The 22,279-nt window shown below is 58.3% G+C and carries 19 protein-coding genes; 10 read left to right on the plus strand and 9 right to left on the minus strand.

Going from position 1 to position 22,279, the window contains the following annotated elements; genetic code table 11:
• Positions 1-10: 10 nt before the first annotated feature.
• Genes EII30_RS07485 through EII30_RS07525 form a run of 9 tightly spaced genes read left to right on the plus strand, consistent with a single transcriptional unit; the run spans position 11 to position 10,198 of the window.
• Positions 11-4,297: a hypothetical protein gene (locus EII30_RS07485; protein WP_124886715.1), complete on the plus strand. Its 4,287-nt coding sequence runs from the start codon at positions 11-13 to the stop codon at positions 4,295-4,297.
• A 2-nt stretch (positions 4,298-4,299) separates the two neighbouring features.
• The gene (locus tag EII30_RS07490) at positions 4,300-6,492 is read left to right on the plus strand and encodes a fibronectin type III domain-containing protein (RefSeq protein WP_124886716.1); all 2,193 of its coding nucleotides are present in this window, start codon (positions 4,300-4,302) and stop codon (positions 6,490-6,492) included.
• A gap of 31 nt (positions 6,493-6,523) precedes the next feature.
• Positions 6,524-7,552 (plus strand): hypothetical protein, encoded by a 1,029-nt coding sequence (locus EII30_RS07495; protein WP_124886717.1) that lies wholly within the window; start codon positions 6,524-6,526, stop codon positions 7,550-7,552.
• 1 nt (position 7,553) lies between these two features.
• Positions 7,554-8,153 carry a hypothetical protein gene (locus EII30_RS07500; RefSeq protein WP_124886718.1) on the plus strand — a complete coding sequence of 200 codons (600 nt, stop codon included), beginning with the start codon at positions 7,554-7,556 and terminating at the stop codon, positions 8,151-8,153.
• A 16-nt stretch (positions 8,154-8,169) separates the two neighbouring features.
• Positions 8,170-8,445: a hypothetical protein gene (locus tag EII30_RS07505; protein ID WP_124886719.1), complete on the plus strand. Its 276-nt coding sequence runs from the start codon at positions 8,170-8,172 to the stop codon at positions 8,443-8,445.
• The gene (locus tag EII30_RS07510) at positions 8,429-8,869 is read left to right on the plus strand and encodes a hypothetical protein (RefSeq protein ID WP_124886720.1); all 441 of its coding nucleotides are present in this window, start codon (positions 8,429-8,431) and stop codon (positions 8,867-8,869) included. Before EII30_RS07505 ends, EII30_RS07510 begins: the two co-directional genes overlap by 17 nt.
• Positions 8,866-9,201, plus strand: coding sequence for a hypothetical protein (locus tag EII30_RS07515; protein WP_124886721.1), 336 nt, complete (start codon positions 8,866-8,868; stop codon positions 9,199-9,201). The genes EII30_RS07510 and EII30_RS07515 overlap by 4 nt, the downstream gene beginning before the upstream one ends.
• A 6-nt stretch (positions 9,202-9,207) precedes the next feature.
• Complete coding sequence (locus tag EII30_RS07520; protein WP_124886722.1) at positions 9,208-9,486, plus strand: hypothetical protein; 279 nt, start codon at positions 9,208-9,210, stop codon at positions 9,484-9,486.
• A complete protein-coding gene (locus tag EII30_RS07525; RefSeq protein WP_124886723.1) occupies positions 9,479-10,198 on the plus strand; it encodes a CHAP domain-containing protein in 720 nt (239 codons plus the stop codon). The genes EII30_RS07520 and EII30_RS07525 overlap by 8 nt, the downstream gene beginning before the upstream one ends.
• A 298-nt stretch (positions 10,199-10,496) precedes the next feature.
• Here the strand turns inward: EII30_RS07525 and EII30_RS07530 are convergent, their stop codons facing one another.
• From EII30_RS07530 to EII30_RS07560, 7 genes are all read right to left on the minus strand, one after another.
• Entirely contained in the window at positions 10,497-10,982 is a 486-nt protein-coding gene (locus tag EII30_RS07530; RefSeq protein WP_124886724.1) for a DUF2087 domain-containing protein, read from the minus strand.
• A 2-nt stretch (positions 10,983-10,984) separates the two neighbouring features.
• Positions 10,985-12,106, minus strand: a complete 1,122-nt coding sequence (locus tag EII30_RS07535; protein ID WP_124886725.1) for an MFS transporter — start codon at positions 12,104-12,106, stop codon at positions 10,985-10,987.
• 77 nt (positions 12,107-12,183) lie between these two features.
• A complete protein-coding gene (locus tag EII30_RS07540) occupies positions 12,184-13,020 on the minus strand; it encodes a phosphosulfolactate synthase (RefSeq protein WP_124886726.1) in 837 nt (278 codons plus the stop codon).
• A gap of 117 nt (positions 13,021-13,137) precedes the next feature.
• On the minus strand, positions 13,138-14,511 hold the full coding sequence (locus EII30_RS07545) for an MmgE/PrpD family protein (RefSeq protein WP_124886727.1): 1,374 nt from the start codon (positions 14,509-14,511) through the stop codon (positions 13,138-13,140).
• 124 nt (positions 14,512-14,635) lie between these two features.
• A complete protein-coding gene (locus EII30_RS07550) occupies positions 14,636-16,453 on the minus strand; it encodes a sulfite reductase flavoprotein subunit alpha (RefSeq protein WP_124886728.1) in 1,818 nt (605 codons plus the stop codon).
• Between the two features lie 288 nt (positions 16,454-16,741).
• A complete protein-coding gene (locus EII30_RS07555) occupies positions 16,742-17,248 on the minus strand; it encodes a cupin domain-containing protein (RefSeq protein WP_233569443.1) in 507 nt (168 codons plus the stop codon).
• Positions 17,245-18,774 (minus strand): FAD-binding oxidoreductase, encoded by a 1,530-nt coding sequence (locus EII30_RS07560; RefSeq protein ID WP_124886729.1) that lies wholly within the window; start codon positions 18,772-18,774, stop codon positions 17,245-17,247. Before EII30_RS07560 ends, EII30_RS07555 begins: the two co-directional genes overlap by 4 nt.
• Before the next feature lie 365 nt (positions 18,775-19,139).
• Between EII30_RS07560 and EII30_RS07565 the strand changes: the two genes are divergently transcribed.
• Positions 19,140-19,670, plus strand: a complete 531-nt coding sequence (locus EII30_RS07565; RefSeq protein ID WP_124886730.1) for a MetQ/NlpA family ABC transporter substrate-binding protein — start codon at positions 19,140-19,142, stop codon at positions 19,668-19,670.
• A gap of 40 nt (positions 19,671-19,710) precedes the next feature.
• Here the strand turns inward: EII30_RS07565 and argH are convergent, their stop codons facing one another.
• Positions 19,711-21,162, minus strand: a complete 1,452-nt coding sequence (gene argH, locus EII30_RS07570) for an argininosuccinate lyase (protein WP_124886731.1) — start codon at positions 21,160-21,162, stop codon at positions 19,711-19,713.
• Between the two features lie 106 nt (positions 21,163-21,268).
• Positions 21,269-22,201 carry an ornithine carbamoyltransferase gene (gene argF / locus EII30_RS07575; RefSeq protein WP_124886732.1) on the minus strand — a complete coding sequence of 311 codons (933 nt, stop codon included), beginning with the start codon at positions 22,199-22,201 and terminating at the stop codon, positions 21,269-21,271.
• Between the last annotated feature and the right edge of the window lie 78 nt (positions 22,202-22,279).

Genomic DNA, 22,279 nt, shown 5'->3' on the forward strand with positions numbered 1-22,279 from the left:
GGGGGTGTGAATGGCTGGAATTGCTGTTGTTGGTTCGGTTGGTGTGCGTGTCCGTCCTGTGGTTAATGATTTTGCTGAGGAGGCGCGTAAGAAGCTGCGTAAGGTGGAGCCGAAGCTTTACCGCCCTAAAACGAGCGTCCGGGTTAAAGACATTGACGTGGATGAGAAAGCGCTCGCGGCGGCTCGGGCACGGATTGAGCGTGTGCTCGATGTTAACGCTTCACTGCGGGGCTTGGATAAGCTGGACGCTACACTGGCGAGGGTTGGGAAACACGCTCAGGTTAAGTTGGGTGTCGGTCTTGATGAGGAAAGTGTCGCGAAAATTAACCGTGACATTGACCGGGTTGTTAAACGGCTCACTAAGGATGTGGATATTAACCTGAGTGACCGGCACACGCGGGCTGCGTTTGCTAGGCTCACACGGGAGCATGGGCAGCTGTTGAGTGCGTTGAAGCGACACAATAAGGTTGAGTTGCTGCCGGAGGAAGAGCTACAGCGGGTGAAACATCGACTGCGTGAGGTTCGGGACGAGCTGGAGGAAACAGCTAAAAACCGTACCGTCCGCCTCGACATTAACCCGTTCACCACTTGGGCTAGCGCACGTCTCGCTTACCTGTCACGACCCCGTGTAGCCGAGATTATCCCGGTCGTATCCCGAACAGCCGCCCACGCTGCCGAAGCCGCGCTGGCGCGCCTGTCGGGCGCACGCTTGGGTAGTAAATACCTGGTTGATTTCTCTAAATGGTTGAAAGACATCGACGAGAAGCTACCTAAAGCCGCGCTCGCTGCTGGTAGTGTCGCTGCCGGGTTTGCGGCTATCACTGCGACTGTGGGTGGTTTGGTTGCGGTCGGTAACAGTGTGGTGCTGATGACTGCTGCACTGCTACCGTTGCCGGGTATCCTCACCGCCGCCGCATTGTCAGCTACTGTGCTGGTTCGCGCGTGGAAAGACCTTAACGAACAACTCCCGAACATTAAGACGGGGCTGGAAAAGGTCGGTGAAACGATCTCCGCTAAATATTGGGATCAGGCGCGGGAAGATATTAGCGCGCTTGCTGATGATCTGATCCCACGGCTTGATGACCGGATGGGTGAGCTTGCTACCGCTATGGGTGTCCACTCTAGCGTGTTTGCTCGCGCGTTCCAGGAGGCGCTCGCTAATGGTGAACTGGAGACGATGTTTAACCGCACGATCGGGTTCTGGGGCGAGTTGACGGTTGGTGCTGACGATTTCGCTTCCGCTATCGTGAATCTTGGTTTGGTGGGTACTCTCTATCTGCCACGCTTGGGGCGTTGGATCTCTGATTTAACTACACGGTTTAATCGTTGGTTGGATGTGGGAATCAAGTCGGGGCGTATTTTCGATCAGATTGAGCGGGGAATCACTCAGGTTAAACTGCTTGGTCGTGCCGCGCTGCATACGGGCGGGATTCTCGCGGGGATCCATAAAGCCGCTTCTAAGTCAGGTTTCACTGGCTTGGAGGGGTTGACGTTGACGCTTAGCCGGTGGGATAAAACCGTGAACGGGCAGAAGTGGCAGACAACGATGGTTGAGGGTTTCCGTGCTTCGCGGGAAGCTATGAGCCATTTTGGTGACGCTTTCCGGGAGCTTGGTGAAACACTGTACCGTAACCGTGGCGTGTTTAACGATTTCGTTGTTCGTGTTAGTCGTGGTGTTGCGGATCTGATGTCTGCCATGTTTAGGGGGTTCCGTCAGGGTGAGTTCCAGCGTAGTTTTGGAGCGTTCACGACCGGGCTGGTGAAAGCGTTTAAGGAGTTGGCGCCAGCTGCGGCACCGTTTACACGGATCCTCGGTAAGGTGTTAGAGACGGTTGGACGGTTGGCTGGGTCTATCGCGCCGGTGATTGCGAAGTTGATTACTGCGATTGAGCCGGTGCTGATACCTTTGCTGGATATTATCGCTGCGGTTAGTGAGGCGATCACCCCCGTTGTGGGTATGCTCGCTGATATGGCTGGTGTGATAACTAGCCAGCTTGGGCCGGCGATTGCGGTGCTTGGTGCTGTTCTCGCTGCCGCTGCCGTGGTTGCTAAGATTCAGGCGTTAACTACCGCTATTAGCGGGTTTATCACTTCTGCTAGCCAGGTTGGTGTGGTGACTGCGTTTGGTCAGGCTGCTAACCGTGCTGGTGCTCAGGCGGGCACGGCTGCGGGTAAGGTCGGGCTGCTGTCGCGTGCTGGTGGTGCGCTCACTGCCGGGTTTAACCCTGCCGCGCTTGGTATCGCCGCTGGTGTGACAGCGGTCGCTATCGGTTTCGATATGGTCTATTCGGGTACTGAAAAGGCTACTGTGGCGGCTGCCGCGTGGGAGCATGCGATCCGTAGAGGTGTGGATGGTTGGCGCGCGTTTGGTCTCGCCGCCGGAAGCGACTTGGAGATCGCTAACAGTATGCTGGATCGTACAACCGCTAAGTTTGGTGCGTTGTCGTTGAGTGTGCTCGCTATGCCTGATTATGCTGGTGTTATCGTGTCACAGTTCACGAAGATAGGCAAAGAGTCATTCGGCGCGGTTGAGGGTGTGACAGCGCTCAATATTGGGTTGTCTAACAGCGCCGCAGGTATCAAAATTTGGGGTGCTGACACGGCACAAGCGATGACTGACCTTGAAGAGTTCGGCACAGCGTTGGGTAAGGTCGCACGAGATGATGTTACCCAAGCTCAGAAAGCGTTCTCGCGTATGCTTGAAACGCAGCGTGTACTGCCGGAGAACTTTAACCAGGCGCTCACTAGCGCGTCTGGGTTTAAGGACGCGTTGCGTGACCTTGCTAATTATGCGGGTGTTGCTGCGGACGATTCGGCACTGTTGAAGTATGCGACGGATTCTAACGCTGCCGCGTATTTGAAAGCTAAGGTTAATACGCAGGAAGCTAAGGACGCTTTGGAAGCGTACGGGAAAACGCTGGAGGGTGTGCTTGGGCATGCCGCGCCAGCGGTTGGCGCGTTTGCTCAGCTTGCTACCGAGTGGGGTAATCTCGGCAACAGGCAGCGTGACGCTGCTTTGTCGGGGTATGCGTTCCAGGACAGTCTGGAAGCCGCCCGCGCACAGATCGAAGCTACCGGTCTAACCTTGGACACGAACACGCAGCAGGGGCGCGATAACATGCGCATGTTGTATGACCTTGCGACAGCGGCTAACGCACACGCGGAAGCTAACATTAACTCTGGCGTAGCGGTCGAAGACGTAGCGACCAAGTATGCGGCACAACGTGACGAGATTATCGCGCTCGCAGCCGCTGCAGGGTTGAGTGATGAGGAGCTGGCGCAGTTGGTTACAACACTTGGGCTTATCCCGGGTGACGTTAACACGTTGATTAACAACAACTTCAAGGAAGCAGCTGACGCAGCGGATTTAGTTAAAACTAAAGCAACTAACGCCGCAAGCACCTATTCGGCTGAGTTCTTGCTGGAGCATGGTGTAGCGTCTACTGCCGTTAGCACCTTGTCGGGGTCGTTGGGTGCTCTCACTAAAGCACCGTACACGGCAAGCGTCACCGTCCAGTCTGGTGTAGCGGCGACAGCGTTATCTAACCTCGCTAACATGAAGATACCGGACAAGCAGTTCAGTATCAGCGCTGCGACAACTTCAGCGGTTGCGGGCGCGGTTGGTGTGAACGCTGCCGTGAACGCTATCAAGGACAAGACCGTGAACATTAACGGTAACGTGGCTCATGCGCTCGCCGGTACTGTTGCTGTTCGTGGAGCGCTCGCTGCGTTGCATGATCGGACTGTTAGTGTTCATGCTAATACGGGTGCTGCTTCGGGGGCGTTGAGTCGGATTGCGTGGCAGATTGCTAGTTTGCAGTCGAAAACGGTTACGATCACGACTGTTCACCGGTCTGTGGAGGCGCGCGCGTTTGGTGGCACTGTGGGCGCTGGTTTGCTTGGGTTCGCGTCTGGTGGCACGATTCCGGGGATCCGGGGTGGTGTACGTAACGGCACTGTGTATGGTGCGGGTACGGCTAAGTCGGATAGTATTCTGGTTCGTTTGTCGCGTGGTGAGGAAGTGATCCAGGAGCCATATGCGTCGAAGTATCGGGGTTTGTTGAAGCGTATTAACGCTGGTGGCAGTCCTGGGCTTGACGCAGCGTTCGGGTATGCGCGCGGGGGCACTGTGGATCGGGGCAGCCGGTCACATGGTGGCGGGTTTGCTGGGTCTAACCCCGTTGTGGTGCATATTTACGATGTGGATAATCGGCTGATTGGCACTATGGACGCGCGTGTCCAGGAGGGTGTCGCTGATGTTTCAGCTCGCGGGTTGAATACTGAGTTAGGAGTCTAAATATGGCTATTGTTTGGGGTGCTTACCAAAACAATCTACGGTTGGGTGTGGACATTATTATGTCGCCGGAGCCGTTGACTGCCTCTACTGCGCAGGTGACGCTCACGGTGGGTTTGTATGCGCAGACCGCGCCGGGTGCGTCGCTGTATGGTAATTGGCAGTTGTCATATACGGGCAACTGGTCGGGTGGTAACCGTGTACCGGTTAACTTGGGGTCGGGTGCTATGACCCGGCTCCATATCGCCTATATTGATTACCCGTTGACGGGATCCGCTCGCACGGTAACGTTCGGGGCTGGGTTGCAGCATTTTTTTGGGCACACGAGCGTGTCGAGGTCGTTCACGATCCCGGCACGGCTCGCCCAACTGCCGGGCGCACCGTATGGGTTATCGGCAGCGTATGTGTCTGATCAGCAGATCAATTTCAGTTGGTCTAGCGGTGGTGGGCAGACCAGTCTTACCGTGTATCGGCAGGTGGACGATAGCACGAGCTGGGACGCGGTAGCTACCCTGTCGGGGTCGGATACTAGCTTCACAGATCGGGGCGTGCTGCCGGGTCACCGTTACAGGTACGGTGTGCACGCCTATAACGCTGCCGGGTCACGTCCCGATAATGGTGCTACATCGTGGGTTTACACCACCCCGATTGTGCCCGAGTCGGTGCATGCTGCCCGTAACGGTGTTAGGGTGACGGTGGACGCGCGAGTGAAACCCCGCTGGGTTGATTCGTATGATGTTATGGACGGCACAACGGTTGTTGCGTCTAACGTTAAACTGCCGTGGGTGCACGCGAACGCGAGCATCGACATAACCCACCAGTATAAGGTGCGTGCTAAGGTTGGCGGGCGTGTTTCTGCATGGTCTGACCCGTCTGACGTGTTGCAGGCGGCGAAGAAACCGAACCCGCCCGCTAACCTTAGCCCGAACGGTAACGCGCTTGTGCGTATTCAACCGGCACGGTTTAGTTGGCGGCACAACCCAACTGATGAGTCGGCACAGACAGCGTACGCGTTCAAATGGCGTGTACCCGGCGCTACATCGTGGAATACTAGCAGCGGCACAACCAGTAACGAGTTTGTGGAGTTCCCGTCTCCTGCTTCAACGTTTGGTACGGCTAACCGTATCGAGTGGGTTGTTCAAACCAGGGGCGCACATTCAGCGTACAGTAACGAGTCGCCGGTTGCTACCGCCCAGTTGGTGAACCCGCCTAGCATTCGGATTTTGGATCAGGATAAACACTCGATTCCGGCAACGGATATGGGGCAGCCGTTGCAGCGGGTTTGGGTTGCGTGGGATAACACTCTGTTCGCGCCTGTGAACTGGACTGTGACGCTTGTTGATGTGGAGACGGGGCAGGAGTGGGCTTACGGGTTTGAACGTGCTGACAGCGTGTATCGCCAGTATGCCCAGTATGCGCATGAGTTACGCAGCGACCGTACCTATCAGATTAAAGCGTCTGGTGTTGTGCCCGGAACTGACCTTACCGTGTCCTCGTTTGTGCAGTTCGTAACTAAATATGATCCGCCGGTGGCGGCTACTGTGGATGTCACTTTTAACGAGTCTGACGCTGCGGTGGGTGTTCATTGGTCTGCACCTAACGGTAGCCCCGCCGCGGTTGCTTACCAGGTTGAGCGTACTGAGGACGGCGGGAAAACGTGGACTGTGCTTGTGCCTCATGCGAGCGGTCGTAGCGGTTTGTTTATTGACCGGCTCGCTGCGCTCGGCGTGGATGTCACTTACCGTGTGACCACGTTTTCGGCGCGGGGTGCTGCCACGGTGCGGGAGGTTACGTTAAACACTGCCGCGGATTATGTGTTGTTGTCTGGCGGTGACGGGTTTACTAGCGCGGTCAGGCTCACTTATAGCCCGCGCACGAAAGTGGAAGCAGGACGGAAACGCACCAACTACACATTCTCGGGTAGACCATTACCGGTAGCGTATGCGGGCGGGAATATCGCCCGCACCGTGGAATATACGGGTGTTATCTATCAGGGGTTGGAGGACGTGACTGTGGAGCAGCTCACTGACCTGTTCCAGGTGGCTAACCCAGTGCATTTGTATCGTGACCCGGACGGTCGAAAGATATTTGGCACGGTATCGAACATCACGGTGGATCGCCGCCGCCGCGTAGCGGGTGGTGCAGAGTGGGTGATCGAGTTCACACTCACGGAAACCGATTCCGGTGTAGGAAACTAGCAGCGAGGGGAGTGTCATGTCTATTTGGGGTATGCCTAGATCCCCTCGCTGGCGTTTCACACTGTTGGACGCTAATTTACGGGAGCGTAATCTGCTCACGAGTGTCCGTGAGGGTGATATGGAACTGTCCGCTGATTCACGGTTGGGTGGATCCGGGAAGATCACTATCAGTGATACGGAAACAGTGAACTGGTTGAGCGACCGGGTACGCATTTTCTACGACCCGGGCATTCCAGGGGTTACCGGGTGGGCAGTAGCAACATTCATGTTTGCGTCACCAACGTTAAAGGTTGATGACGGGAAACAGTTTTTTGAAGTGGATCTGCTGCCGCTCACAACCATTGTTGACGGGTATTCGCTGGAGCGGCGACTGGTCGCGTCTAAGGGCGCGAACATTATCCGCCTAGTGGAGCAGCTGCTGCGGGAATGTTCGGTAACGGATATTGCAGTTACCCCGTCGGCGAAAACACTCACGGACACGATAACGTTCAAGCCCGGCGATTCCTATTTGACGGTGATTAACACCCTGCTGGACGCTGCCGGATATTGGGGGTTGTGGGTGGACGCTCTCGGGCAGTTCCGGCTGGAGCCGTACCGGTTGCCGGGGGAACGTGCCGTACAGTTCGAGTTTGTGCGCGGCAAACACAGTATTCATGCCGCGAAGTGGGAACGCGAACACGATATAGCTTCCGTCCCGAACAAATATATTGTGGTCGGGCATGGTACAGACGAGAAACCCCCGCTTGTTGGTATTGCTACGGACGAGAACCCTAACAGTCCCTACAGTGTTCAGGCACGCGGCAGGGTGATAACGAAAGCTGACACCGGCGTGGAGGGTGCAGACCAGGCGGTATTTAACCGGTTGGCGGCGAAACGCTTGATCGCGGCACAGTCGGTTGTAGCGAAACTCACCGTGTCTCACGCTATCGTGCCTATCTCACTGCGTGAACTGGTGTTGTTTGTGGATACCGGGATTAGTGTTCGTGCGACCGTGCAGCGCATGAAGTTCAGCTTCACGGACGATTCACTATGCCAAGCCAGTTGGCGGGAGGTGAGATAAGGTGGCTAACCTGTTAAAACCGCTCGTGGATCGTTTGTTGAGTATTGAGGATCGACTACGTGGTGTGCCTTATTTCACTTGGGGGACGGTCAGGTCACTTAACCCGCTCACGGTACGGTTTGACGGTGAAACGGTTGATATTCCGAACGTGTCAAACACCGTCGAGGGACTGTTGGTTGGTGATCGTGTCCGTTGTGAGGTTCAGGCGCGCCGTGCCACTATCATTGGACGGCGTGCTATGGACACTGGGTGGGTGAATCTCGCGCTCGCGTCTGGTTGGCTAGCGGTGCCGGGGCATACGGTGCGGGGTAGGATCCGTGGCGGTTTGTTGCTGGTGGAGGGCGCTGCCCGGCGTGGAGCCGGTGGCGCTCTTACTCATATAGCGTCACTGCCGCCGGTGTTGCGGCAGCAGCTTACTGGCGCTAACAAGGACACGTTTGTGGGCGCGTTTTCGGCATTGCATACGAGCGGGGCACACGCGCATGGGGAATTGTATTTGACCACCACATCAGGCACTATCGGCACTGGCGATTACACGACGATTGACCAGTATGCGGGCTGGGTTGTGCCGTTAACGTTCACCGTGTCTGCGGATTATTAGATACACAAGGGGGGCTATGTCGTATTTGACTTGCTATTATTTGTCGGAGGCGGCACGGTTGCGGGCGCGTTTAACCGCATGTGCTGCGTCTGTGGGGATCCCAGACCCTGAAAGCTGGGTTTATGTTCACCGTTGGAAGTTCGCGGCTATGCCGGGCTGGGCTGAGAAGTATGATCAGGATTGGGCGGCGCATGACGGCGACCCGGATTATGATCCTACGGTAGCTATCAGTGATGACGATATTCTAGCTGCAGTTACACAGGTTAGGGGCAGTGATGAATCTGCTGGGTAATACGTCGTTGAAAAGATCAAACATTAAACGCTCCTATTTCCTATTCCTGATCGGGGTTTGGCAGCTCGGACAGGGGTTAGTGTTGTGGGAACCGGCACGCATTTCACCGGGTAGACGCGCCAGTTTCTCGTGGATGTTTGTGGATCCGGAACAGTTCGGGGTAGCGTGCGCCGCCGTTGGCGTGCTCGCTATCATCGCCGCTGTCGTGAAGCGAAAACTGTTAACCCAGATCGCGTTCGCGTCAGCGTTCTTCGTTTTCGCCGTGTATGGGTTTATTTTCCTCGGCGCGGCTGTGCTTGGCGTAAATAGTTACGCCATAAACAACGCTATGCCTATGCTCGCCGCTGCGGGTATAACAGCGCTCGCTGCGGGCATTGTCGATTTACCAGACAAGACTGGATCGTGTGAGGTGGTGACCGTATGAGCGAAACGTGGGTTATTTTCGGCGGTATTTTGACTGCGCTTGTGACTGCGTTCGGCACTATCATTGTTGCGGCTATTTCCCGTAAAGCCGAGCAGTATAAAGCGTCTGCCGCTAACGAGGTCACTATCGCGGACGCTTGGCAGCGCTACAGTGACAAGCTGGACGAGCGGGTGAATGAGCTAGAGGCGAAGCTGGACGCTATGGGATCTCGCATTTCGGAAGCTGAGAAGCGTGAACAGCAGCTGCTGCATGACCTCCGGAAAGTGTACGAATGGATCGAAACAGGGCAGCGGCATGCACCGCCGCCGCGCCCCAACTATTTGAAAGGATAACCCCTAATGACCAATGATATTAATGTTGACGAGTTCGGGCGCGTAATCAAGAACCCTATCATCAGGGAAACCCTATACGCGGTGTTCATTGTCGTAACCGTGCTAATGACTGCCGTTAACGCGGCGCTCGCCGTGCTTGGTTTGGGTGCTCACCCAGCGGCGGCGGTAGCGAATGCTGTACTTGTCGCGGTTGCCCCGTTTTTTGGTGCGCTCGCGCGTGTGAACACTGACAGCAGCGGGTATCGTGCCCGCCGCGTGAAAGACACTGAGGGGTCGCATGTCTAAACTTCAGCACTATATTAACCAGGCTCGCGGCTATTTCATTGACATGGACGCGGTGTATGGTGCTCAGTGCTGGGATCTGTGGAGCCACTATGCCGTGAATGTGATCGGTGTGCCGGTTGCTCAAACCTACACGAACTTTGGCGGCTATGGTGCACACCAAGGGTATGCTTGTAACGTTTACCACCACGCGGCTGCGGCGGGTCTCACCAAATGGTTTGACATTCTGCCCGCGAACGTTCCTGCACGCCCTGGAGATGTCGCGTTTTGGGATTATGGCACGCCCGCTTATCCGTGGAGTCATGTCGCTATCGTTGAACGCGACACGGGCGGGCAGCTTGTGTGTTTGACTCAAAACCCGGGTAGGACACAGACGGCGGCGCTCACGAAACGGGGACTGATCGGGTATCTACGCCCGAAACAGTTCAACCCCGCATACACTGCACCTGCACCAGCGAAAGCACAAACACAAACAACTATCGAGGAGATTGAACATATGAGGACAGCCGGTTTCTATTACGTTAAGGACGGCAAAACTATCAACGTGATCGTTAACCCCGTGAGCGGGTTTTTCCACGAGTATGAGGCGAATGACGGCGCATACAACAGCCCCGTAGCTGCCGCGTTCGGTACAGCTAGCTTCGCGAAGATCAGCGAGTCGCACGCGCGCAAGCTGGAGCTGGACGCTCTCAAGGCACGCACACGCGCCAAGTAGCCGCTACCAGGTTTACCTATCGCGGGTAAACGCTAACGCCCTCGCCGGGCTTGCTCCCTATCATGGGGCAGGTTCGGCGGGGGCTATTTTTTTATGCCCAAAACGGGGGTGTCTGAGGTCGTCATTGTGACCGAATTGTGACCACCGTTTTTAGGCTGACTGTTTTTCGTTGATTTTATGCGGGTTTTGAGGCGCTCGCTGGGGTGTCTTCATGCCAGGGGGTCGTCGGTTCAAATCCGGTCATCCCGACCAAAACAGCCTAAACTTCGTTGATTTTCCGCAGTTTCGCTATCGGATCCTAGAAATCAGGGTTTAGCCAGTATCCGGTGCCGTCGCGGTGGCGCAGCAGCACACCGTAGTCGATCATGTAGCGGCGCATTTCGGCGAACGCGGAAGTGAAATCGGCGAGGCGAGTGTTTAATTCACTCTCTGCAACAATCTCACCGGGTTTCAAAACGCGCTCCGCGAGGTGACGCAGCAACTGGGCTCTGCGCTCGTGCGTGACCGGGTATCTGACGAGTTTACCACCGTTCATAAACGGGTAGAACGGCTCCCGCTCCTCCTTCGCGGCCGCTAAAAGCTGCTGAATATGCTGCGGGGAGAACTCGCCGGTTAGAGGATCCACAACCTGCGCTTTCGAGAGTGCCTCGCGGATCCGCTGCTGCTTCGATGCGGCAAGCCCGGCGAGCGCCTCGTCTAGGTTCTTGCCGAGGAGCAGGTTTGCAAAAACCTCGCGGGTTGTGTCGTTTAAAAGCAGCGCTAAAACGTTCTTCCAGGTGTGCATTCTTAACCTCTCTGTTTGCTGATACCAATACTAACCGCTGCAACCGCGAGATAGAGCAGCGCGGAAACCGCGGCACCGAACACCAGGCCGAGCTGCTGAGTGGCGACGGTGACAATCGGGGCGGTGACAGCGACAACCAGCGAATCCACGAGTGAGACAGCGGATCCGGCGGTTGCGCGCATACTGCTGCTCACGCCCTCATGGTATCTGGCGGACACCAGGATCTGCAAAATCCCCTGGCAGGCGACGTGGGTGACGAACGAGATCCAGATCGCTGTCGGATCGGTTGCGGCGGCAAAAATCAGCACCGGAACAACGTTGATTAACGCAACCCAGATGATGTGTTTTACCCGGATGTTGAGCCAGCGCATAACAAGCGGGCCAAGCAGCCCGGCAAGATTCAGGCCAAGATAGCCGACAGCGAGAAACAGGATCGAAACCTGGTTGAACTTGATCTGCCAGAGAATAAACGGCGCAACCGCGGCGGCGTTCGCGAGGATCAAAGATACCGCGGTCCTGCTGTTCAAGGTTTTAACGGCTTTTTTGAGGAACTGCGTAAGCGGTTCCTGCGTGATCTCAGCGCGGGTGTCTTTGAAGGTTGCCGCAACAATCCCGGCGGCGATAAAGAACACGATCGCCAACAGCCAGATCGCCTGCGGGGATTTAGTGAACAGGAAAATACCCGCCAACCCGCCAACAATCGCGGCGATAGCGCTGAGGTAGGAAATCTTACCGAAGGTGCTCGCGATACTGTCAGCGTTCAATTTAGAGCTTTGAATCTGGTTAATCACGAGCGCGTTTGAGGTGCCGCTCATCGCCGCAACCGCAATACCGGCGAGGATTTGAGCGAGGAGCAGCCCACCCTCGGAGACGCTGAAGAAGAACAGCACGAAGGCGCAAATCCTAATAAAGTTACCCAGCTGCAGGGCGAGTTTGTTGGAGTAGCGGTCAAACAGGATCGCAAACGGTAGCTCGGCTGCGGTAACCGCGAAGTTGAACGCCGCAACAAGCACACCAACAAACGCGACCGAAACGCCAACGCTCTGATAGAACAGCACATCGACGGCAGAGAACGAGGCAACCCCTGCCGCTGAGAGCATAATAAACAGATAGGCTCTTTTCAAAACTTCACGATCATAACAAAATGATTGTGGCCGGGCAAACATGCCCAGCCACAACCTCAAAAACGCCTGCGCAAACACTACGGCGCCGGGTTAATCACCCGACCCCAGGTGCTCTTGTTACCCCAGATGTTCTGGCGCAGACCCTCCAGCTGCAGCACCTGACTGTGATCCACAAACAGGTTAACCTCGTTGCCGTAGTTCTTCACATACCACTCGAAAACGGGGCCGTCAGCGGCCTCAAACATAACGTTCTCTAGCCCCAACCCGTTAATAATCGAGGCGGCGGCGCCGGTGTCCCACTCGGCAACGTTCTCGGTGATTCCCTCGGACTCGATCATGATGATCGAGGCGCCCGCATCGAGAGCTTTCTTGCCGCGATCCACCAGGTCGCCGATGTCTTTCTTCGCCTCGGCAGCAAGCTCTGCCTCGCTAGAATCACCGCCGGATCCGATCTGCAGGCCAAGCTCCGGTTTCGCCTTCAAGCCCGCCTTCACAACCTTCTCAACGAGTCGCTGCAGACCCGAGGTGTTGAGCATAATAAAGCCGGTTGAAATCTCGATAACATCGAACCCGACCTCTTTCGCCTGCTGCAGATAGTGATCGACCGCCTCATCGCCGTAGCGCAGCACGGTCTCGATCCACCCGCCCGATGACACGTAGGCGTCGTTGGCGTGGGTGATCTCGCTGAACTTGCGCACAACCTCGGTCGGCATCAGCGCGAAGGATCCGCCCGCCCATTTAATGCCGTCAACCCACTGGCCAGCCGCCTCGAAAACGTCCTCAAGGTGGCGGGTGCCGAAGGTTGCATAGTAGGGGGCGCGGATCTCGGTAACACCGAAGCTGCGAGGTTTAGCGGGCCGGTAGGCGCGGGGGACAAAGTTGAATGACACATCGTGTGGCACTGCGTTAGACATGGTGATTTCCTTTCAATAATTCTTTGTTTTTTTTGGGGGGGCGGATCGCGCTGGTTCGCGCCGTCTCGCGGGGTTAGCTGCTCAGGCCGAGCCGTGCCAGGCCAAGCTGCGCAGGGCCTAGCTGCGCTGGGTTTGTACGCGGGCGAGCGCCGCGGTTAGCTCGCTGACCCGGTGGTTTTCGAGATTGTGCACAAGCTCCGCAATCTCCTCGCGCAGCTCCTCGCCGGTGAACGGGGTGACGAGCGCGTCAAATTTCTGCCTGGCGCTTGCCCAGTCCAGCGGGTTGTCGTGGAAGCCGAGGTAGCTGTCCTGCGACGAACGGAACACGAGCCCGTTTGCGAGCGTCACCTCCAGGTCGGCTGGCATGTGGGCGGGGAAGCGGTCTGAGAACTCCTGTGACGGGGTGATCTCGATTTTTGTCATCAGATCCTGCACATCGTCGGCGATGATCCGCTCGGGATCATACTGCTCAGGGTTCAACTGGCCGTCGAGCAGCACCGCCGCGAGCATCCACGGCAGCGAGTGGTCCGCCTCCTCTTTGGTGCGAATGGTTCGTTTGTCACCCTCTTCGCCGCCGCCGATAATCGAGTAGGCAACATCGAAGGTCGTCAGTTTCACGCTCTCGATGGCGCTGACGTTGAAGCCGTCCTGCGCGCGCACATCCTGTGCGGCGTCGAGCGCAGACTGTGAGTGGATCTCGGCATTGTGCTTCTTAATGATGGTGCGCAGCACACTCTCCAGGTCCTCTTTCGACCAGTCGATCTCGTAGTCGCCGGCGATTGAGTCTTTGAATCCCTTGTTGCCCTCAAACACCTCCTCGGGGCCGGTAATGCCGCGGGAGGCGAGCAGCGCAGCGAAGGTGCCCTCCTTTGACACATGCGGGTAGGCGAGGCCCTTCCAGTGGCTGAGGTTGCCTGTGCGGGTGACGCGCAGCGCCACGTTTGCGGTGCCGGCGATCGCGATTGCGTTGGCGATCTGTGCGGCGTCGAGCCTCAGCGCCTTAGCGGCTGCGGCGGCTGCGGCGAAAGCGCCCTGGGTTGTGTGATCGAATCCCTTAGCGCGCACCGGCGCAACATCGGAGAGGCGGGTGTGAACCTGGTAGGCGACGGCGAACGCGGTCAGGAACTCTGCGCCGCTCGCATCTACGCTCTCGGCCGCGGCGAGCACCGCACCGAGGTTGTCGGAGGGGTGGTTGGTTTCACCCTTCGCGAGGTACGAATCCATGAAATCGAGGTAGCGGCTGAGCGCGCTGTTAAAGAACGCTGCGCGGTCGGGGCTGGTTTTACCGCCGCCGATCAGGGTTGCTTCCGGGCTTCCCCCGAGGTCGTCGAGCAGGCCGCGGATCGCGACAATCGGCTCCGCATCGAGCGCGCCGATTGCAACACCGAGGGTGTCAAGCACTCTGATCTTTAGCTGCTCAAGCGCTTTCTCGCTGAGCTGATTAAACTCTGCAGCTGCAACAAAATCTGCTAGTTTTTGGACTTCTGTCACGGTGTTCCTCCAAACATCAGATGTGAGTAAGTTACACCTCTAGCAAACTCCCAATTTATCTTGATGTCAAGATAAATTTTACTTGTGCTCAGCTGATTTTCAGGGAAAGTTCCGGGGTTGCCGGCTAATAAACGTCCTCGAAATAGCGTCTCTCGTGGCGGATTTTTTCGAGCAAATCGGTGCCCTCATCGTCACCCAAAACCTGGCAGACAATACTCTCAAGTTCATCCCGCACATCGGGCGCCATCGCGTGAGCATCCCCGCAAATATAGAAACACGCACCCCGCTGCAGCCACCGCACAAGCTCCTCGGCGTTGGCGCGCATCAGGTGCTGCACATAGACGCGATACTCCTGGTCGCGAGAGTAGGCAACATCCAGTCTGGTGAGCGTCCCCGTTGCGAGCAGCTGCTCAAACTCGGCGCGATACGCGACGCCGTCGCTGCGGTTCCGGGTGCCGGTAAACAGCCACGCCGGACCTGGAGTGCGAGTCTGCGCGCGATCCCACAAAAAACCACGGAACGGCGCCAAACCAACTCCCGGCCCGACCATAATAATCGGCACATCCGGTCTCGCCGGAACCCGGAAGCTCGGATTCGGCAGCAGATAGCACGGAACCCTGTCGCCAACGCTGACGCGCTTCGCCAGATACGAGCTCGCAACACCGCCCGGCAGCGCCGCCCCGGAACTGTTGGGCGCGGTCGCAACCGTTAAATGCACCGTGCTGGGGTGCGTTTTCGGGGTTGAAGCAATCGAGTACGCGCGCTGGCGGATCGGGCGCATCGCCGCAGCGAGCACCTCCAGCCCCAGCGGATCCGCACCCAGGCTGGTTAGCTCCCGCAGCGTGTCGGGGACGCTGTGTGTTGCGATCCACCCGTCAATGCCTGCGCGGTCGCGAGCCCTCACCGCCCCCGCGATGCGGCTGTCGGGGGTGGCCTCGGCGACGCGCTCAAGCAGTTCGAGAGATGGATAGCGCAGCTCCCAGTGCTCGGTTGCGAGCTGCCTGACCGGGTCGCCAAGCGCGCTGTCTTTCGGCGTGTAAATCTCGTCGCCGGTTAGTCCGGCCGCGGCAAGAAACGCGGTCACCGCGTCGGGGTCGTTCTCTGGAATCACCGCGAGCGAGTCACCGGGACGGTACGCAATCCCGCTGCCAGAAATATCGAGCTCATAGTGCCAGACCTCCCGCCCGGCGGCGTCGCGCGTCAGCAGCTTTGCAGCGGTCAGCTCCGCCATAAACGGATGCTCGCGCGAGTACTCAACCGGTTCGGCAGCGCCCGCGCCCGCGCCGAAGCCTGTTGCTCCCGCGCCGAAACCGCCGGTGGATCCGGCCTGCCCACCGAAGCTCCCAAAATCGCCGCCGAACGACGCCACGCCGCTACCCGCTGAGGCCGTAGCCGCTGAGGCTGTACCCGCTGAGGCCGTAGCCGATGGGGCTGTACCCGCCGGGGCGGTTGCTGTCGGATCCGCCACCCCGAAAACCGCGGCGAGCTGCGAGACCCGCGCCCGCACCCAGCGCTCGGCGTCACGACGATAGTTGGAGTCGCAGTCAACGCGCTCGGCGATGCGGGTTGCGTCAAGCTCCTCTAGGCGCTCATCAATCTGCCTGCCCGCCTCACAAAAGTAGGTGTAGGTGCTGTCGCCGAGGGCGAGCACGGCGAAGCGCAGCCCGGTCAGATCGGGTGCGTCCGGATCGTCAAGCTCCTCCCAAAACAGGTCGGCGCCGTAGGGCATCTCACCCTCGCCATAGGTGGACACAACCACCAAGAGGATTGTCTCGTCCGCTTCGTCAGCCAGTTCCTCAACGGACTGCCGGTTCAGCTCGCTGAGGGTCGCCGAAATCCCGGCCTTGCCCAGATCATCAACCAGATCCTCGGCAACGAACTCGCTGTTGCCCATCTCGCTGCCGTAAAGCACCCGCACTCGGGGAGCATTATCACCCGTCACCCTGGTATTCAACCTAACTAACCTGCCGTCTCTTAAACCACTCTCTAGCTGCTGCGTCAGCAAACTGACCTCATCAAGTCTATTTTGCTTTCGCGGGCTGTGCCAGAGCGGCGGGCAAATTTAGGCGGTAATTTTAAGCTGGTGGGTGGATCTGGGGGCGGGCGGCCCAGGCGAGTCACCACGCCAGGGCGCTTCCTGCCGCAGGCAGTCGACGCGGGGGTGTGGGTGTGGGGCACCGGCGCGGGCTACCCAGGCAGGTCATCGCACCAGGGTGGATACTGGCGCGGGCTAGCCCGCGATATAGATTTTGCGGATCCGCTCAGCAACCGTCCAGCGGGTTTTCGTGCCAGCAACCAGCCGCACCACGTCACCGGCGCTAACCAAGAGTTGCTGCCCCGAGGCGGCGGGGTCACCGGGGACCTCCAGCAGCTCAATTGTGGCACTGCCGGAGATCACAACAAACACCTCGGCAACCTCGGTGTCGGTGACGGTTCCAGCGGTCAGCTCCCAGATTCCAACCTCGGCAAGCTCCTCGGCGGCTGAATCCCTGGAGGAGGCTAGTTCGGCGGCGCTGGCCTGGTCCTCCACACCGAAATCAGCGGCGGCAGCGGCAGCAGCGGCTGCAGCACCCTCGGCAGCGCCCTCCGCGGGGGAGGGGACGAGTGCGCCGAGCCGCACAAACCCCTGCGAGGGGGATCCGCTCAGGGTATCGCTCGCGCTAACCGGCTCAAGCTCAACGTTAAACGTCGTCGCCGAAACCACGGCGTTTTTGTCAACTGGCAGCGGATCACTCACGAGTCAAACCCCATTCCGATAGCGTCCATAGTTTTTAAGAACAGGTTGCGGTTGCCGCCCCTGTGGTCTGCCTGATCGAACGACCAGCGGAACAGGTTAACCCCGGCGGTTGCGAGCGGCTCCGGCGGGAACGGCAGCGGAATCTCATTCACCATCTTGAGCGCTGTGCGGTCTGTTTCACGACCCGCGAACCGGTCCGCAATCACATCGGCGGCAAAGTGTGTTGCGCCAACGCCGAGCCCCGTAAAACCGGCAACATACTGCACCCGGCCGCCGTGCGCGCTGCCGAAGAACGCGCAGAACCGGGTGCTTGAGTCGATAACACCAGCCCAGCGGTGAGTGAATCGAATACCGGCGAGCTGCGGGAAGGTTGTGAAGAAGTGGCTTGCGAGCTTGCGATAGGTCTCATCGCGGTTCTCATACTCTGCGCGAATCTTGCCGCCCGAGAAATAGACCGCGTCGTAGCCGCCCCAAAGAATCCGATTATCGGCGGTCAGCCTCGAATAGTGGAACTGGTTTGCGAGATCGCTTAAGCCCTCGCGACCCTCCCAACCAATCAACTTCAGCTGCTCCGGGGTGAGCGGCTCCGTCATCAGCGCGTAATCGTAGACGGGGATTGTGTGCAGCCGGTAGCGTTTCAAAAGCGACGGGAAAACGTTTGTGCACAGCGCCACCCGATCCGCCGTCACCTGGCTGTGCGGCAGCTGCAACTCAAACGGCGCGTGCTCCTTCCCGGTCGCCGAGAGGCTCAAAACCCGTGTCTCTTCATAAATCTCCACCCCGATTTTTGCGGCGTGCTTCGCGAGCCCGTAAGCGAGTTTCGCAGGGTGCAAAATCGCGTTCTCATCGGGGGTGTAGGCGGATCCCAGGAAGGTCGGGGAGTTGATGCGGGCGCGGGTTGCTGCCTCGTCAAGCACCCGGGTTGTTGAGGCGGTGGATCCGCCAGCCCCGCGTGCTTCGTCGGATCCGCTCGCATCGCCTGCTGCGTCGGATCCGCCATCGCCCTCACCGAGATAGTCGAGCTGGTATGGCTCGTTGGCAACCTCGATTGCGCCGGTGCGCTCGAAGTCGCAGTCGATGTTGTTTTCGGTTATGAAACGCTCAATCGCGTCCAGGTTTTCGACGCCGAGCCGGTGCAGTTCGGCGAGCTCGTCCGGCCAGCGGGCCTCAGCGTTTGGTTCACCGTGGGTTATGCTCGCCTCGCAGAAACCGCCGTTGCGGCCGGACGCGGCCCAGCCGATCCGTTTCGCCTCAAGCAGCACAACCCGAGCTTTCGGGTTTTCAGTTTTCAGTTTGATCGCGGTCCAGAGGCCAGCGTAGCCGCCGCCAACAACCGCGTAGTCGGCGTAGACGTTGCCACGAAGCGGCTTAAACTTGGGGGCCTGATCGCGTGCATCGCTGAGCCAGAAGCACTCCAGCTTGCTGCCCCTCAGCGAGTCGTCAACAATCGCAGCCGTGGGTGGGTGTGCTTCAAATACTGTCTGAGCTTTCGGGTTTGCCTTTGCGGGAAATATTTTAAGCGCCATGAACTCAGCCTAGTATGGTTGTTTGTGATTAACCGGGACGGTCAGGATATTCAGCGGAGATTTTAGGGTTTGACGGCGTTTATTACCGGCGCGGCTGCATGGTCAGGCGGTGTTAAATCCCGGCGGGACCGCAGCGCCGAACGGCGTTTATTACAGATTGTTAAAAACAGAGTTGTTGTCTGGCTCGCTTCTTTTTTAGGCTAGTTACCGCCAACAAAAGCACGGCAGTCCTAAAAGCGATAGAACGCTAAAAGCTAAAGCGCAAAGCAAAAAACACGAAACACTGTAAAACACTGAGACGCTCGATTGCGCTAACCGGCTCTGCCTGGCGGATCATCTACCAAACTAGCTGAAGGGTTAAAAACATGGCGCATTTGAAGAAACTACTGGCAGCGGCTAGCGCGGTCGTTTTAACGGCGGGGCTTGCGGCTTGCAGCAGCGACAGCGCTGATAAGACCGTGAAGCTCGGAGTTGTTGGGGCATCGGATCCGTTCTGGGCAGACTACGAGAAGGCTGTTGAGGCTGAGGGCATCGACTTGGAGATCGTTGACTTCGGTGAGTACTCACTGCCAAACCCGGCGCTCGCAGCTGGTGAGATTGACGTCAACCAGTTCCAGCACATCCTCTTCCTCGCTAACCACAACGCGGAGTCCGGCGACGACCTGACAACAATCGGTTCAACCGCGATCTTCCCGCTCGGCCTCTACTCAAAGAAGCACAAGTCGGTTGAGGATATTCCAGAGGGCGCAACCGTTGGTATCCCTAATGACGGATCCAACCGCGGCCGTGGCCTGTTGGTTCTGCAGTCAGCTGGGTTGGTCAAGACGACTCACACCCGCGTAACCTACTATACAGCACGAAGTATTAGATTGAATACAGTTCATTCGCGTAAATAGGCTCTGGCCGGTAATTTTCCCTAATATTTCCGGGAAAAATCTACCCCTCTTGAGAAAGTTCTTTTAGCGCCTCTCGGAGTGTCGCAATTTGTTCGGAGACTCGAACTTTTGCGGTGCCGCCGTGCCCAACACGGCTGCTGACAGATCCACTAATTGTTAGAACACTGCGCACCTGTGGTAGGAGGTGCTCACTGATCGCCAGATAGTCCTCGTCGCTTGGCTCGTCAAGCTCGATGCCGCGCTGTTCACAGTGCGCAACCAGCTCGCCAGAGATCTCGTGCGCGTCACGGAACGGCACCCCCTGTTTCACAAGCCACTCGGCAACGTCGGTTGCGAGGGAGAAGCCGCGCGGGGCAACCTCCGCCATCCGCTCGGTGTTGAAGGTCGCGGTCGCAACCATGCCGCTGAACGCGGGCAGCAGAATCTCCAGCTGCGTCACCGAGTCAAACAGCGGCTCCTTGTCCTCCTGCAGGTCACGGTTGTAGGCGAGCGGCAGCGCCTTCAGCGTCGCCAGCAGGCCGGTGAGATTACCGATCAGTCTGCCGGATTTGCCGCGCGCCAGCTCAGCAATGTCAGGGTTCTTCTTCTGCGGCATAATCGAGGAGCCCGTCGAGTAGCCGTCATGCAACCGAACAAAGTTGAACTCGGCGGTGTTCCAGACGATAATTTCCTCGGCAAACCGCGACAGGTCGATGCCGATCTGCGCCAGAATGTAGAGGAACTCAGCAACCACGTCACGCGCGGCGGTGCCATCAATCGAGTTGTCGAGCGGATCCCCGATCCCCAGCTCGGCAGCTACCAGGCGCGGATCCAGTCCGAGCGAGGATCCCGCCAGCGCCCCGCCGCCGTAGGGGGAGCGGCGTGCCCTGCGGCGCCAGTCGCGGATCCGCTCAAGATCACGCAGCAGCGGCCAGGCGTGAGCTGCTAGCTGGTGAGCGAGCAGCACCGGCTGAGCGGACTGCAGATGGGTGCGTCCCGGTAGGATCGCGTCCGGGTGGGACTCAGCCTGATCGATAATTGCCTCGATCAGCGTTAAAATCTGTCGCTGAATAATGGCCGCGTGGTCGAGCATGTAGATGCGCACAAGCGTTGCGATCTGGTCGTTGCGGCTGCGGCCGGCGCGGAGTTTTCCGCCGAGCTGTGTGCCGGCGATCTCAACCAGGCCGCGCTCCAGCGCAGAGTGCACGTCCTCGTCGCTCGGCTGCGGCACAAAAGCACCGCTCGCAACGTTCCCGGAGAGTTTGTCGAGGGCGCTGTGCATCTCGGCGAGCTCACTGTCGCTGAGGTAGCCAGCGGCGTTGAGCGCGATTGCGTGCGCTTTCGAGCCGCGAATGTCATACTGCGCGAGCTGCCAGTCGAAGTGGGTTGAGACGCTTAACGCGGTCAGCTCCGGTGAGGGGCCGCTCGCAAACCGGCCACCCCAGAGCGCTCCCGCCTCACCGGCGCGCTGCTTTGGAAGGTTGGTGCCGTTTGCTGCAGTGTTTTCAGACAACTTGGAACTCCTTAAAACTCGTCAAATCCGTTATACCGCGGTTCACTCGCGCGGGCTAACCCGCCCGACCCAGTCACGAGCCCGCCCGCCAGTCCGGCCGCCCGGCCTACTCCGACTGTTTTGCCTGCCGCAGCAGCCAAACCATCAGCGCCTTTTGAGCGTGTACGCGGTTCTCCGCCTCATCCCAGACAACCGAGCGTGGCCCGTCAATAACCTCGGCGCTCACCTCAAAACCGCGGTAGGCGGGCAGACAGTGCAGGAAGATTGCGTCATCCTTCGCAAGCCCGAACAGCTCCTCATCAACACAGTAGCCATTGAAGTGCTGCAAGCGAGCAGCTTCTTCCGCCTCCTGGCCCATTGAGATCCAGGTGTCGGTTATCACAATATCGGCGCCGGTCACCGCCTCACGCGGGTCATTTGACACGGTGATTGTGGATCCGGTCTGCTCAGCAATCTGCTCAGCCTTCGCGAGAATATCCTCCCGCGGCAGGTACCCCTCGGGGCCAGCCAGCCGCAGGTTGATGCCGGCGGTTGCAAACCCGAGGAGGTATGAGTGCGCCATGTTGTTTGCCGCGTCACCAACATAGGCGGCGGTGAGCCCTTGAAGCTCGTCCTTGTGCTCACGGACGGTGAGCAGATCCGCCAACACCTGACACGGATGAAAGTCATCGGTGAGCGAATTAATCACCGGCACGCTCGCGTGCTTCGCCATCAGCTCAATGTTCTTGTGAGCGCCTGTGCGCCAAACAATCAGCTCTGTCATGCGGGAGAAAATAATCGCGGTATCGGAGATTGATTCTTTTTCACCCAGCTGCGCCTCACCGGGATTGACGATGAGGGCGGATCCACCAAGATCGCTGATGCCAACGGCGAAGCTCACGCGGGTGCGGGTTGAGGTTTTGTCAAACATCACCAGCGCGGTTTTGGGGCCCGCGAGCGGACGCTCAGCGAAGCGATCCTGCTTCAGCCGCAGAGCTAAATCGAGCACCTCGTGCTGCTCTTTGGGGGTCAGATCGTCATCACGCAGGAAATGTCTCATAATGAACAATTCTACCCGGTTAAAAGGGATCCGGGCGAGTTAGTTGGGCGGGAGCAGGTGTTACTATCGCCCGCGCTC

Origin of the sequence: Leucobacter sp. OH1287 (assembly GCF_003859945.1) — a bacterium.
GTDB lineage: Bacteria > Actinomycetota > Actinomycetes > Actinomycetales > Microbacteriaceae > Canibacter.